We start from the raw sequence: 13,804 nt of genomic DNA on the forward strand, positions 1-13,804 counted from the left end.
ACCGACTGGTCTCCGTCGACGTGGAGACGCCACGTCGGGAGTACGCGCGCGGCGAGTCGGTCCCGTTCGTCGTGGTCTTCCGCAACCGCGCCCCGTTTCCGGTGTCGATCCCGACCGCGTCACCCCTCCTGTGGACGTGGACCGTCGACGGCGACGAGGAGGCCACGGCCGCGTCCGTTCGCCTCCGCGATCCGCCCGACGAACCGGGGCGGTTCGCGTTCGACCGCGGCGAGCGCAAGCGCTTCCGCAGGCGATGGGACGGGCTGTTCCGGGTGAGCGACTCGGAGTGGGTACCGGCCGATCCCGGCGAACACACCATCGGGGCGGCGGTGAACGTCGCGAACGGTGAATCGGAGGGTCTGCGTGCGGAGACGACGGTCCGGATCGTGGAATCGGATCGCGAACGCGTCGTGGGACGCTCGAGGGGTGAAAACGATCGAGACGCCGACCACGGAGCCGCCGTCGCCCGCGAAGTCGCCGCCACCTGCGGAGCCGCTGTCACCCGATCGTCGCGGCCAACGTTTACGTGTGTCACCGCCTCACTTGATCTATGTACCCACCACGCCGTCCGCTCGGACGGACGGATCGGTCTCGAAGTCGATCGGTCGATCCAACCGAACCGGACCGCCGGGGACGGGACGGGCGATGACCGCGCGACGACTCCGGTTCACCGGACCGCGGACGGTCGAGATCGAGTCGGTCCCGGATCCGACTCCCGCGCCCGACGAGGTCCGCGTGCGGACGACGGTCTCGGCGATCAGTTCCGGCACGGAGCGGCTCGTCTACCGCGGCGAAGCGCCGACGGACCTCCCGGCGGACCCGGCGCTGGAGTCGCTCGACGGCGACCTCTCGTTCCCGCTTTCCTACGGCTACGCCGCCGTGGGCGAGGTCGACGCGGTCGGCGACGAGGTCGACCCCGACTGGCTCGGACGGCGGACCTTCGCGTTCGAGCCGCACGCGAGCGCGTTCACGACCCCGCCGGAACGGCTCCAGCCCGTCCCCGAGGGGATCACCGACGCACAGGCCGCGCTGTTCCCGACCGTGGAGACCGCGGTCAACTTCCTCATGGACGGGAACCCCCGGATCGGCGAGCGCGTCGGCGCGTTCGGTCAGGGAATGGTCGGGCTCGCGACGACGGCGCTGCTCGCCGACTCGTCGCTCTCCGAGCTCGTGACCGTCGACGCGTGTGCCGCACGCCGGGAGCGCTCCGAGCGTCTCGGGGCGGACCGGAGCCTCCCGCCGGGGGCGGACGCGGTCGACCGGCTCCGCGAGGGCGACCCGCCGGGACGGGACCTCACCTACGAGTTGAGCGGCGCGCCGGCCGCCCTCGACGACGCGATCGCGGCCACCGGGTACGACGGGCGGGTCGTCGTCGGGTCGTGGTACGGGACGAAACCCGCCGAACTCGACCTCGGGGGAACCTTCCACCGGGGCCGGATCACCGTCGAGAGCAGCCAGGTGTCGACGATCGAGCCGGCGCTTCGGGGTCGGTGGTCGCTCGAGCGCCGCCGGGAGGTCGCCTGGGAGCGGCTCGCCCGGATCGATCTCGATCCGATACTCACCCACCGGATCCCGCTCGCGGAGGCCGGGGACGCCTACGAGCTGCTCGAGGAGCGACCCGACGAGGCGGTGGGAGTCCTATTGACGTACTGATAGAACGCGGATCGACGGAAACGCGGACGGAGAACGCTCACCCCTCGACGGTCGTCTCGTAGCTCGCCGAGGCGGTCTCGTCCTCCCACATCCTGACGGTCGCCGACTCGATGCCGTCCGTGTCGATCCCGTCCTCGTCGAGCAATCGGTCGCAGAACACGCGAGCGAACCGCTCGACGCTGGGGTTGTACCCCTCGAACCGGGGGCGGTCGTTGAGCGTCGCGTCGGCGTACTCGTCGACGAGTTCGTCGATCCGGCCGGCGAGGTCGTCGATGTCGACGAGGTAGTCGTGTTCGTTCAACTCGGGTCCGGCCACCTCGACTTCGACCTCGAAGCGGTGCGAGTGGAGCTCGTTCTCCGGGCCGGCGTCGGGGACGGTCAGGAAGTGCTGGGCGATGAACCGCCGCGAGACGCGAACCGTGTACACGGGATCACCACGGGTCGAGCGATCAAAAGCGTATCCCCGCGGCGGACGGCGGACGACTCCGAGCGTCTCCCGCGCTCGACGCGGGGTTTTTATCGGATCCCGGGGACGGGAAGGGTAATGGATCCCGTCGTGATCGTCGGCGGCGGCATCGTCGGCACGAACCTCGCGTATCGGCTGCGCGATCGCTCCCGACCCGTCGTGCTCTACGAGCGCGACGCGCTGGGCTCCGGGACCACCGGCGACTCCGTCGCGATCTTCGTCGGACACCAGTCGACTCCGGACCGACGAAGCCACGCGCTCCGCGAGCGCGCGTGGGAACACTACGAGCCGCTGATCGAGGACGGAACCCTCTCGTTCCAGCGGATCGGGACGCTGGACGTCGCGCGAACCGACGCCGAGCTGGCCGACCGCCGTGAGGTCACGGAGACCCTCTCGGAGTTCGGCGTCGAGGCGTCGATGCTCGAGCCGGAAGCGCTCGCCGACCACGGGATCGATCCCGACGCGGTCGCCGGGGCGATGTGGACGCCGAACGACGGCTACCTCGATCCCGCGGAGATCGTCCGGTACTACGCCCACGAGGCGGCCGACGCCGGCGTCGACGTCGAGACTGGAACCGCGGTGACGGACGTCCATGTCGAGGACGGGTCGGTCGTCGGCGTCGAGACCACGGACGGGACGCGGCCCGCCGCCGCCGTGGTGAACGCGGCGGGGCCGTGGGCGCCGACCGTGAACGACATGGCGGGCGTCCCGCTTCCGTTCCGGCACAACCGCGGGCCGGTCGTCGTGCTCGGGAGGGACGAGCCCTTCTCGCTCCCGTTCGTCCAGTTCGGCGACGGGCTCTACGTCCGTGGCGAGGGGCGGAGCCAGGCGTTCGCCGGGAACTTCGGAGCGAGCTACGATGAGGCCGGGGAGTTTGATCCGGCCGACGCCCGGTCGGTCGATCACGAGTTCTACCTCGAGGTCGGCGAACGGATCGAGGAGGCGATCCCGCGGCTCGGAGGGGCCGAGGTCGTCGCCGACTGGGTCGGCGTCCGGACGCTCACGCCCGACGGCGTCCCGGCCGTCGGCGAGACCGCGGTCGACGGCTTCCACGTCGCCGCCGGCATGAACGGCCTCGGGGTCACGATCGCGCCGGCGATCGGCGAGTTCCTCGCGAGGCGGATCGCCGGCGAGGCGGTCGACCCGGAGACGGCGTCGTACCTGGACCCGAGCCGGTTCGTCTGATCGGCCGTCGAGCGCCCTCCGCGGCGGCGAGAGCCCTCCGCACGGACGTGCCATCCGCCGTCGAAAGTGGTTTTCCCGACGGTCCCCTCGTGGGATCGATGGCTCCGACGGACCGCGTCGCTTGTCGGTTCCCGATCGCCGGCGGCTGGCTCCCGCTCGTCGCGCTGTGGGCGGTCCCGACCGGACTCGGCGCCGCGGGACTGCTCGCCGTCGGCCTCCCGACGGTCGGGCTCGGGGGCGTCGCGCTCGGCGGAGCGGTCGCGCTCGCGGCGATCCGGGTCGCGGCCGGTCGAGCTCGGGAGTCCGACGGCGGAGAGCCGGTGACGGCGGCGACCGCGGTGACGATCCTTCGTGCGTCGGCGCTCGCGCTGCTCGGCGCGTACCTCGTCGTCGACCCGACCGCGACCGCGGGCGGGAACGGCTGGCTCGCCGGGGGGCTGTTCGCGGTCGCCGCCGGCGGCGACGCGATCGACGGGGCGGTGGCGCGCGCGACCGACGCCGTGACCGAACTCGGCGCGGAGCTCGACGTCGAGGTCGACGGGGCGACCGTCCTCGTCGGCGCGGCGGTCGCCGTCGTCGCCGGCGCGGCCCCGGTCGCGTTCCTCGCGGTGGGACTCGCCCGGCCGGTCTTCGCCTACGGGCTCCGCCGTCGTCGACGACGGGGACTCCCGACCCACGAGCTGCGGCCGAGCCGGCTCCGTCGACCGATCGGCGCGGCGACGATGCTCGCGACGTGGCTGGCGCTGTCGCCGGTTCCGGGGGCGGGAGCCTCGCGGCTGTTCACGGCCGCCGTCACGGTTCCGGTCGTCGCCTCCTTCGTGCGAGACTGGCTCGTCGCGAGCGGTCGGCTCTGACGTGGATTGCCCCCTCCCCGCTTACGACTCCCGACGGTACAGGACCACGAGCACCGCGATCAACGCGATCTGGGCGACCTTGTCGGCCGCCGACAGCGGGTTCATCGCCGGCGGTGTGGGGAGCCCGGGGCTGTTGAGGACGTACCAGAGGACGATCTGGCCGGCCGTAAAGGGGATCCCGAGGAGATAGGTCGTCGGGAGGAACTGCCCGGTGACGACGAGCCAGATCCCGAGGAGGAAGCCGCCGCTCGCGACGAGGAACGCGACGCCCATCGCGAGCGAAACCGGAAGTCCGGCCTCGAGGAAGTCGGAGAGGAACCCGACCCCCAACACGAGGTGGACGAGCGCGCTCACGACCGCGGCGGCGACGCCGACCCAGTGCGTAGCGGTGAGCGACCCGATTCGACCCGCGGTGGCGGTTGCGGACGTGTCGTCTACCATACCTCGAGTACGGGCCCCTCCCACATCGTTGTTTGGTATGAGTACGCATGACTCGAACTTCGAGCGATATCGGGGACGGCGACGCACGTCGTCGTCCGAGAAACCGGGGGAATCGGCACTTCACCCCGAACCGATCGGGGCGATGCGCCCGAAGGGATCGACCGACCGGACCGACTTATACCCGCGTCAGACGTGTGCTCCACGTCCGACGGGCGTCCCACGCCGTGGCGGGATCGCGTGCCGCCGGAGACGACGCGGACACGCGAACGGAGATTCGAGGGCCCTCCCGGACGCGGGCCGGAAGGCCGATATGGGCGGCGACGGAGGGAGTGAACATGACCTTCGGCGACCTGTTCGATCGGGCCGACGGATCCGGCGTCGACGAGGAGGACATCTCGCGCGCGCTCGCGGCGCGACGTGCGGAACGGGACGACGGGACGGGACGGAGCGACGGGACGGAGCGGGACGGCGACGAATGAGCGTGCCGGACGACGATCGACCGGAGCCCAGCCCCGCGCGGGTCGTCGCCGACGCGGACGTGTTGGCGGCGGACCTCCTCGTCGGCGGGGCCGCCCGCGACGCGCTCGATCACCTCCGGGGACACTCCTGGACGACGCTCGTCGCCAGCGACGCCCTCCTCGACGACGTGGAGGCGGTGGTGGCGACGCTTGCCGACCCGGAACTCGCGCGCGACTGGCGGGCACGGCTGGCCGCGTGGCGCGAGCCCGTGACCCATCCCGCCGGCGACCATCCGGCGCTGGCGTCGGCGTATCACGGCGGCGCGATGCAGGTGGTCAGCCTCGATTCGGCGCTGACGAGCCCGGGAGCGGCCGCGGGGCTCCGCGACCGGTTCCCCGTGAGCGTGCGCGAGCCGCGGGCGTTCGCGACCGTGTTCTCGCCTGATCGGCTCTACCCCGAGGTCGTCGGCGGCGAGTACCCCGGACCGGACCGGGACACGCGGGAGTGGTGAGTCCCGATCGGCGGCCCGCATACCGCCCCTATCGGTCCGCGTACCACTCCGCGAACTTCTCCAACGCCCGCCCGCGGTGGGAGACCGCGTTCTTCCGGTCGGTGTCCATCTCCGCGAACGTCTCGCCGTCGTGTTCGAAGATCGGGTCGTAGCCGAACCCGCCGTCGCCGCGCGGGGCGACGATCCGGCCGGGGACGTAGCCCTCGAAGAGCTTGACCGGGAGGGGATCGGCGCGTTCGGGGTCGCCGTCGACTCCGTCCGCGTTCGCGTCTCCCGGTCCCGCGGCCGCGGCGGCGACTCGGTCGCCCCGGTCGACCGGGTCGGGACTGGCGGCGAACCCCTCGCCGTCGCAGTACGCGAGGGTACACCGGAACGCGGCCCGACGATCCTCGAGCGAGCGGGCGACCTCCCAGACCCGGTCGATCCCGAGCGTGTCCTCGACGTACGAGGAGTAGGGTCCGGGAAAGCCGTCGATCCCCTCGACGAACAGTCCCGCGTCGTCGACGAGGACGGGTTCGCCCGCCTCCCGATACGCCTCGCGGGCACCGCGTGCCGCGATCGGCGCGAGCTCCGCGGCCTGTATCTCCGTGTAGTCGAAGTTCAACTGGCTGACCGAGCCGTCCGCCAGGTAGCGCTCCGCCTCGCGGACCTTGCCCGGGTTCGTCGTCACGTATCGCAGCATTCGGCGACGACTGCGCGAGCGCGACGGGAATACCCGTCGATGCGGCCTCCACGCGGCGACACGCTTTTGCGCCGGCGACCGGAAACGGCCGCCATGGCTGCCCTCCCACGCTTCGAGAAGAAACGGCTCATGGGCCTCATCACGGTCCTCTCGTTCGGACTGACGTCGTTGTTCGCGGTGCTCGAACTCGGCGTTCTCATCCCGGCGACGTTCGTGTTCGGCTTCCTGGTCCTGCTCCCGGTCGTCGCGATACTCGGCGAGGACTTCCCGCTCGTCGAGCCCGCGGACGCGGCGGGGACGACGGCCGCGAGGAGCGGATCGACCCACGAGGACCCGGTCGCCGCCCTTCGGAACCGGTACGCGACCGGCGAGATCGACGAGGCGGAGTTCGAACGGCGGCTGGATCGACTCCTCGAGACCGAGGGACTCGAGGAGACGGTCGACCGGGGCGGATCCCGGGAGCGGGAAGGCGGGACTTCGGACCTCGAGGCGGAGTTGGAGTCGGACTCCACGTCGCCCTGAGGAGACCGGAGGATCGTCTCCGGTGGCGTTCACGGAGATCCACGGAGAACGCCTCGCGCTTGCGCGGGGAGGACTCAATCGGACAGTCGTACGTCCGGGGCGGCCTCGAACCGCTCGAGACACTGATCGCAGAGATACAGATCCATCTCACGCTGCTCCGCTTCCCGCTCGAAAACGAGACTGAATCGGTCCGAAGAAGGCTTGCCGCAATGCGTACAGCGTGTCACACGGACTTCAGGACTTTTCAAAATAAATACGTTACTTAACCAATGCGATCACGGGACAGTACGGGCGTACGATGCTTCCCCGATCGGTTCAGCACGGTCGAGATCCACTCTTCAGGCCGTTTTCGTCGAAACAGCGGATCATGTAGCGCCTCGATTCGGCTAACGACGTCGTCGGAGACGAGATACGACGGGACCGCGAACCGATCGCGTTCCGAACCGTTCGATAGCGGACACGGACCGGTTCTCGTGAACGAGCGGGAACGCCGCGATCCGATCGACAAGACTCTTGAGTCACACCCGCCAGGAACGGACGGACATGTTGGTAACCGGGACCGTCATCGCCGACGCCGGGACCGTCATCGACGACGGGGCGGTCGTCGTCGAGGGCGACACGATCGCCGCGGTGGGCGACGCGGAAACCCTCCGTGAGACGTACCCCGACCACGAGCGACGGGCGTTCGACCTCGTCGCGCCCGGGCTGGTCGGCGGCCACGTCCACTCCGTCCAGTCGCTCGGGCGGGGGATCGCCGACGACGACGCCCTCCTCGACTGGCTCTTCGAGGCCGTGTTGCCGATGGAGGCGGCGATGGACGCCGAGGCGACGCGGGCGGCCGCCGAACTCGGCTACCTCGAGTGTCTCGAGTCCGGAACGACGACCGTCGTCGACCACCTCTCCGTGAACCACGCGGCCGAGGCGTTCGAGGCGGCGATCGAGACGGGGATCCGCGGGCGACTCGGCAAGGTGTTGATGGACAAGGAGTCGCCGGCGGGACTGCTGGAGGACACCGACGAGGCCCTCGCGGAGAGCGAGGCGCTGATCGAGGCGTACCACGGCGCGGCCGGCGGCCGGGTGCGGTACGCGGTCACCCCGCGGTTCGCAGTCACCTGCAGCGAGGCGTGTCTCCGAGGCTGTCGCGACCTCGCCGACCGCCACGACGGCGTGACGATCCACACCCACGCCAGCGAGAACGAGGACGAGATCGAGACGGTCGAGGCCGCGACCGGGAGGCGAAACGTCCACTGGCTCGACGAGGTCGGCCTCACCGGGCCGGACGTGACGCTCGCGCACTGCGTCCACACCGACGAGAGCGAGCGCGAGGTCCTCGCCGAGACGGACACGGTGGTCACTCACTGCCCCTCCTCGAACATGAAACTCGCCTCGGGGATCGCGCCGATACACGACTACCTCGACCGCGGGATCACCGTCGCGCTCGGCAACGACGGGCCGCCGTGTAACAACACGCTCGATCCCTTCACGGAGATGCGGCAGGCGAGCCTCCTCGGGAAGGTGGACGCCCGCGACCCGACCCGCCTGCCGGCCGGGACGGTCCTGGGGATGGCGACGGAGAACGGCGCGCGCGCCGCGGGCTTCGACCGGATCGGACGGCTCGCGCCGGGATACGCAGCCGACCTGATCGGGATCACGACCGAGCGGACGCGGGCGACTCCGGTCCACGACCCGGTCTCGCATCTCGTGTACGCCGCCCACGGCGACGACGTGGTCTTCACGATGGTCGATGGCGAGGTCCGATACGACGGCGGCGAACACGTCGGGGTCGACGCCGCGGCGGTCCGCGCTCGCGCGACCCGGCACGCCGAGCGGGTCGTCGCCGAGGCGGGGATCGGGGGCTGACTCGAGGAGCCGGGTCCTGCCGCGTCCCCGCGGAGATCCGGCCGACCTTCCCGGAAGCGACGGAGTAAAACGGCGGATCCCACGAACGTCCAGTATGGTTCGGAAACGGAGGGCCGTTTCGTGAGTATCGGAACCGACGGGGTCCGGCGAGCGAGCCGGATCGCGAGCAAGTACTTCGTCGTCTGGGTGCTCGTCGCCTCGGCGCTGGCGCTGTACTCGCCCGGGACGTTCACCCCGATCGCGCCGTACATCACGCCGCTTCTCGGGATCATCATGCTCGGGATGGGGCTCACGCTCGAGCCGGTCGACTTCAAGCGACTCGTCGAGCGCCCTCGCGACGTGGCGATCGGCGCGGTCGCCCAGTGGCTCGTGATGCCGCTGGCGGCGTGGGCGCTGGTGGTCGCGTTCGACCTGCCGGACGCGCTTGCGGTCGGGCTGATCCTCGTCGGGGCAGCCCCCGGAGGGACCGCCTCGAACGTGATGACGTACCTCGGGAAGGGGGACGTGGCGCTCTCGGTGGCGATCACGACGGTCACGACGCTGGCCGCGCCGGTCGTCATGCCGGCGTGGGTCGTGTTCATTCTCGGGGAGAGCCTCCAGGTGACGTTCACGGAGATGTTCGTCACCATCGTCCAGATCGTGGTGATCCCGGTGGTGCTCGGGTTCGCTATCCGGTACGTCCTCGACCGGAAAGCGCCGCGCGCCGCCGAGGTCGGCCTCGACGTGTTCCCGGCGGTGAGCGTCGCGGCCATCGTCGCCATCGTCGCCGCCGTCGTCGGCCTCAACGTCGAGAACATCCTGACCGCGGCGGCGCTGGCGTTCGCGGCCGTCGTGATCCACAACGGCGTCGGGCTCGGCGCGGGCTACGGCGTCGGGCAGGCGACCGGGATGTCCGAGGACCGGGCCCGCGCCTGCGCGTTCGAGGTCGGCCTCCAGAACAGCGGGCTCGCGGTCGCGCTCGCGACGTCCTTTTTCAGCCCGGAGGCGGCGCTGATCCCGGCGCTGTTCTCGGTCTGGCACAACGTCTCGGGACCGGCGCTGGCGAGCTACTTCTCGGCGAACCCGCCCGCCGACGCCGCCGCGGGGGCGGAGCCGTCGACGGCCGACTGAGCGGATCGAAGACGGCGTCGGACGCGATCGGCCGCTAAGGAGACGACCTGAGCGAGGACGGCGACTCGGGTACCGATCGCGCCCACCGGACGGCGGTCGCGGGGTCGTTGAACGCCTCGACGGTGATGTCCTCGATGGCGATCGTCCGCTGGATGTACTGCCGTTTCGACCGCTCCCCGACGACGGCGAAGCGGTCGACGCCGTGGGCCACCGCGATCTGTGTGGACTCGCGGAGCGTCAGTCGACCCGCGTCCGAACACGGCCGACTCGTCCGCACGGCGATCACGACGGCGTCGACGTCGCGGTCGGCGATGAGAGTCCGCCACCGGTCGAGCAGCGCCTCGCCGGCGGCGGGGCTGATGCCCGTCCCGTGGGGGAACTCCACGACGAGAACTCCGTCATCGACCCGCGTCGACCATCGCTCGCCCGATTCCATGCGATCGGATCGCGGACCGTGGAGCATAAACGCTCGCACCCGAATATCAGATCGGGTAATTATGGAGGGCGCGTTGCGGATCCGGGGATGATCATCCTATGGACGGAGAATCCGCGGAGATCCGTGTGATCTCCCGTTATCACGTTCCGGGATCGGACGGGATCCGGTGCTCGAACTCACTCGTCGCCAGCGCGGTCGCGAACCACCTCCACCACGCGTTCGGCGAGGGCCTCGAAGTCGGCCGCGTCGGGGACGGCGTCGACGTCGAATCCGAGATCCCTCGCGGTTTCGGCGGTCGGCGGGCCTATCGCGCCCACGACGGCGTCGTTCGCTCCGGCGAGCGCCGCCTCCCGGACCCCCCGATCGTCGGCGGCCGCGAGGAAGTGCTCGACGGTGAGCGAGGAGGTGAACGCGAGCGCGTCGAGGTCTCCGGCGGCGGCCAGTTCGGCCGACTCGCCCGCCTCGGGCGGCCGCGTCAGTCGGTAGAGGACCGTCTCGGTCACGTCCGCGCCGGCGTCGTGGAGTCCCTCGAGCAGCACGTCGCTCCCGTGGTCCGAGCGCGCGATCTCGACGCGCTCGTCGGCGATCCGATCACGGAGGGCCGCTACGAGCCCCGCGGAGGTGTACTCCTCGGGGACGAGATCGACCTCCCACCCCGCCCCGCGAGCCGCGGCGGCCGTCGACGGGCCGATGGCGACGAGCGCCGCGTCGCCGGGGGTCCACCCCGCCGCCGCGGCGAGCTCGACGCCCGTCTTGCTCGTGAGCACGACGAACGCGGCGTCGTCTCCCGGAACCGCGTCCGTCGGCTCGACCGCGAGCATCGGGTCCGGTACGGGGGTCGCTCCCAGCGACGCGAGCAGGTCGACCGCCTCGTCGATCCGCTCGTCGTCCGGGCGGAAGACCGCGACGCGCGGGCTGGCGTCGACTCCGTCGTCGGGCGAAGCCCGACTGCCAGAGGCGTGTCGCGCCTCGCTGTCGTCGCTCACGCGTCGTCACCGCCCCGTTCGGGCTCCGCGGAAGCCTCCGCGTTCATCAGAAATTCGACGACACGGTCGCGGGTCGCCGCCACGTCGCCGATCACCGTGATCGCGGGGGGCTCGATCCTGACGTCGTCTCGGACGTCGACGATCGTCTCCAGGGTCCCGGTCGCGACCCGCATGCCGGGCCACGTGGCGCGCTCGACGAGCGCGACCGGCGTGTCGGGAGGCATTCCTGCCGCGCGAAGCTCGGCGGTGTACGCCGGAAGCTTGCCGACGCCCATCAGGACGACGACGGTGCCGCCGGTCGCCGCGAGCGCGTCCCAGTCGACGGCCGACTCCGCTTTGGTCGGGTCCTCGTGGCCGGTGACGAACGAGACCGAGGAGGCGTGATCGCGGTGGGTAACGGGGATCCCGGCGACCGCGGGGCCCGCGATCGCGGAGGTGACGCCGGGAACGACCTCGAAGGGGATCCCCGCGTCCGCGAGGTGTTCCGCCTCCTCGCCGCCGCGGCCGAAGACGAACGGGTCGCCGCCCTTGAGCCGGACGACCGACCTCCCCTCGCGGGCCAGCTCGACCAGCCGCCGGTTCGTGTACTCCTGGGGAGTCCACTCGCCGCCCGCGCGCTTGCCGACGTCCTCCCGTTTCGCCTCGGGGATCCGCCCGAGGATCTCCGGGCCGGGTAGCTTGTCGTGGAGCACGACGTCCGCCTCGTCGATCAGGCGGGCCGCCCTCACCGTCAGCAGGTCCGGATCGCCCGGACCGGAGCCGACGAGGTACACGGTGCCGACGTCGTCGTTGGAGTCGTTCGCGGCCGGATCCGGCTCGTCCTCAGGCATCCGCGTCGACCTCCTCGCGGGCCTCGGCGATCAGCTCCGCCGCGCCGCGGTCGTCGAGGTCGGCCGCGAACGACGCGGCCGCCGTCGCGTGCGATCGGATCGGGAGGTCGCGCGTCCCGCTCACCTCCTCGGTGCCGTCCGTCGAGAGCACGCGGGCCCGGACGTGGACGTGCTCGCCCTGAACGAGCGCCGAGACGCCGATCGGGGCGATACAGCCGCCGTTGAGTTCGGCGAGCACCGTCCGCTCGACGGTCGTCGCGACCCGGGTTCGGGGGTGGTCGACCACCGACCGCACCGCCTCGACGACCTCGTCGTCCGCCGCGGTCACGGCGATGGCTCCCTGCCCGGCCGCGGGGACGAACTCCTCGCGGGGGAGCCGGGTCGTCCCGACCTCGTCGAGCAGGTTCGACCGGCTGAGCCCCGCCTCCGCCAGCACGAGCGCGTCGTACTCGGTCTCAACCTTCCGCTCCATCGCCGAGCGCTCGAGGTCCGACAGCGAGTCGAACCACTCCTCGACGCTCCGATCGAACTCCCCGGGGTCGTCCGGATCGGCGGTCTCCTCGTCGTCCTCGGCGGTCAACGCGGCGTCCTCCCCGGAAGCGATCAGTCGGCGCTCGTGTTCCGCCTGGAGCCCGGGCGCGAGCAGCTTCTCGATCCGGGTGTCGACGTTGCCGCGGATCGGCTCGACGACGAGGTCCGGCCGCCTGGCCTTGATCTGGGCGGTCCGCCGGAGCGACCCGGTGCCGACGACGGCTCCCGAGGGGAGGTCCGCGAGCGCCTTGCTCTCGGGATGAACGAGGACGTCGCCGGAGGCGGCGCGCTCGGGAACGCCGGCGACGACGAGGTCGTCGGGCGAAGCCCGACTGCCGGAGGCGCGTCGCGCCTCGCTGTCGCCGCCCTCCGTGGGGACGTCCTTCATCGAGTGGACGGCGAGGTCGGCGTCGCCGGAGAGCACCTCCTCGTCGAGCGCGCGGACGAACGCTCCCGTCCGGCCGAGCCGGTGGATCAGCTCGTCCGGGATCTGGTCGCCGCGAGTCTCCACGCGGCGGATCTCGACCTCCCGCCGTCGAGTCGAGAGCGCGTCGCGGACGGTCTCGGCCTGTCGAAGGGCCAGCTCCGACCCGCGAGTGGCGAGGATGAGGGTCTCGGTCATGTTCGAACGCAAGCCCCCCGCGTTCAAAAGCGCACCAGTTCACTTCCACCTTTTTCGAGGAGGGGTTCGCTCGCTCACTGCGTTCGCTTCGAGAACCCCTCCTCGAAAAACCTGGAGGGAAAAAGCCGACTCCGCCGTCTCCGACGGCTCCGTCGGTGAACCGCTCGCTCGCGCTCGCGGATGCTCACTACAGGCGAAGCCACGAACGATCCGGATTGCGGTGGCGTCGCCGGCGCTTCGCGCCGGCTTCAAGCGAGAGCTCTGCTCTCACCCTGCGCCTGCGAGTGCCCGGGAGGGCACGAGCAGCCCGCGAGGCTGGGGAGGCGTGAGGTGCGGTGTGGGGTGGGACTCAAAGGGGCAGTCGCGAGGAGCGCGCAGGCGACGTAAGCACCACAGGGAGCGAGCAACGCGAGCGACCGAGGAGCACAACGAGCGTGCGCGCTCCTCGCGACTGGGGCTTTGGGCGTGTTCTTCGCAGTCGACTTCACCGCGCCACCAACGAGGTCTCCTCGATCACACGATCCGTACTACAAGCACGCTCGATCTACCGGATGACCTTGGATAGTACGAGGTGAAACCAACGGGTCGTGAAGCGTTCTATGAGACTCTCCCGATCGCCTTCGTCCGAACATGATCGATCAGTATATATCATAATA

14 protein-coding genes and 1 pseudogene are annotated in these 13,804 nt (G+C 70.9%); 8 read left to right on the forward strand and 7 right to left on the reverse strand.

Going from position 1 to position 13,804, the window contains the following annotated elements; all coding sequences use genetic code 11:
• Window positions 1–645 precede the first annotated feature (645 nt).
• Window positions 646–1,653: a zinc-dependent alcohol dehydrogenase gene (locus tag EAO78_RS01250; protein ID WP_122104038.1), complete on the forward strand. Its 1,008-nt coding sequence runs from the start codon at window positions 646–648 to the stop codon at window positions 1,651–1,653.
• A 37-nt stretch (window positions 1,654–1,690) separates the two neighbouring features.
• Here EAO78_RS01250 and EAO78_RS01255 read toward each other — a convergent pair whose 3' ends face one another.
• Complete coding sequence (locus EAO78_RS01255; RefSeq protein ID WP_122104039.1) at window positions 1,691–2,080, reverse strand: 6-pyruvoyl trahydropterin synthase family protein; 390 nt, start codon at window positions 2,078–2,080, stop codon at window positions 1,691–1,693.
• A gap of 117 nt (window positions 2,081–2,197) precedes the next feature.
• Between EAO78_RS01255 and EAO78_RS01260 the strand changes: the two genes are divergently transcribed.
• Both EAO78_RS01260 and EAO78_RS01265 read left to right on the forward strand, forming a co-directional pair.
• Window positions 2,198–3,304, forward strand: coding sequence for an NAD(P)/FAD-dependent oxidoreductase (locus tag EAO78_RS01260; protein ID WP_122104040.1), 1,107 nt, complete (start codon window positions 2,198–2,200; stop codon window positions 3,302–3,304).
• 98 nt (window positions 3,305–3,402) lie between these two features.
• Window positions 3,403–4,158, forward strand: coding sequence for a CDP-alcohol phosphatidyltransferase family protein (locus EAO78_RS01265; RefSeq protein WP_122104041.1), 756 nt, complete (start codon window positions 3,403–3,405; stop codon window positions 4,156–4,158).
• Between the two features lie 21 nt (window positions 4,159–4,179).
• Here EAO78_RS01265 and EAO78_RS01270 read toward each other — a convergent pair whose 3' ends face one another.
• Window positions 4,180–4,599, reverse strand: a complete 420-nt coding sequence (locus tag EAO78_RS01270) for a hypothetical protein (protein WP_122104042.1) — start codon at window positions 4,597–4,599, stop codon at window positions 4,180–4,182.
• 335 nt (window positions 4,600–4,934) lie between these two features.
• Here EAO78_RS01270 and EAO78_RS18340 point away from each other — a divergent pair, with 335 nt between their 5' ends.
• Window positions 4,935–5,078, forward strand: coding sequence for a hypothetical protein (locus tag EAO78_RS18340; RefSeq protein ID WP_238987593.1), 144 nt, complete (start codon window positions 4,935–4,937; stop codon window positions 5,076–5,078).
• Window positions 5,079–5,098: 20 nt separating this feature from the next.
• Window positions 5,099–5,569 (forward strand): annotated as a pseudogene (locus tag EAO78_RS01275) (DUF7384 family protein); the annotation flags it as partial.
• A gap of 28 nt (window positions 5,570–5,597) precedes the next feature.
• Here EAO78_RS01275 and EAO78_RS01280 read toward each other — a convergent pair.
• Window positions 5,598–6,251, reverse strand: coding sequence for a non-canonical purine NTP pyrophosphatase (locus EAO78_RS01280; protein WP_122104043.1), 654 nt, complete (start codon window positions 6,249–6,251; stop codon window positions 5,598–5,600).
• Window positions 6,252–6,344: 93 nt separating this feature from the next.
• Here EAO78_RS01280 and EAO78_RS01285 point away from each other — a divergent pair, with 93 nt between their 5' ends.
• The 3 genes from EAO78_RS01285 to EAO78_RS01295 all read left to right on the forward strand — a co-directional run bounded on the left by EAO78_RS01285 (window position 6,345) and on the right by EAO78_RS01295 (window position 9,743).
• Window positions 6,345–6,773: an SHOCT domain-containing protein gene (locus EAO78_RS01285; protein WP_122104044.1), complete on the forward strand. Its 429-nt coding sequence runs from the start codon at window positions 6,345–6,347 to the stop codon at window positions 6,771–6,773.
• A gap of 543 nt (window positions 6,774–7,316) precedes the next feature.
• Window positions 7,317–8,633, forward strand: a complete 1,317-nt coding sequence (locus tag EAO78_RS01290; RefSeq protein WP_122104045.1) for a 5'-deoxyadenosine deaminase — start codon at window positions 7,317–7,319, stop codon at window positions 8,631–8,633.
• Between the two features lie 126 nt (window positions 8,634–8,759).
• Window positions 8,760–9,743, forward strand: a complete 984-nt coding sequence (locus tag EAO78_RS01295; RefSeq protein WP_379747581.1) for a bile acid:sodium symporter family protein — start codon at window positions 8,760–8,762, stop codon at window positions 9,741–9,743.
• A 34-nt stretch (window positions 9,744–9,777) separates the two neighbouring features.
• Here EAO78_RS01295 and EAO78_RS01300 read toward each other — a convergent pair whose 3' ends face one another.
• The 4 genes from EAO78_RS01300 to hemC form a co-directional block, all read right to left on the reverse strand.
• Window positions 9,778–10,179 (reverse strand): hypothetical protein, encoded by a 402-nt coding sequence (locus EAO78_RS01300; protein ID WP_122104047.1) that lies wholly within the window; start codon window positions 10,177–10,179, stop codon window positions 9,778–9,780.
• Between the two features lie 176 nt (window positions 10,180–10,355).
• The gene (locus EAO78_RS01305) at window positions 10,356–11,165 is read right to left on the reverse strand and encodes a uroporphyrinogen-III synthase (protein ID WP_122104048.1); all 810 of its coding nucleotides are present in this window, start codon (window positions 11,163–11,165) and stop codon (window positions 10,356–10,358) included.
• Window positions 11,162–11,995, reverse strand: a complete 834-nt coding sequence (cobA, locus tag EAO78_RS01310) for a uroporphyrinogen-III C-methyltransferase (RefSeq protein WP_122104049.1) — start codon at window positions 11,993–11,995, stop codon at window positions 11,162–11,164. Before cobA ends, EAO78_RS01305 begins: the two co-directional genes overlap by 4 nt.
• A complete protein-coding gene (hemC, locus tag EAO78_RS01315; RefSeq protein WP_122104050.1) occupies window positions 11,988–13,148 on the reverse strand; it encodes a hydroxymethylbilane synthase in 1,161 nt (386 codons plus the stop codon). Before hemC ends, cobA begins: the two co-directional genes overlap by 8 nt.
• Window positions 13,149–13,804: the final 656 nt, after the last annotated feature.

The organism is Halobellus captivus (assembly GCF_003697845.1).
GTDB lineage: Archaea > Halobacteriota > Halobacteria > Halobacteriales > Haloferacaceae > Halorubrum > Halorubrum glutamatedens.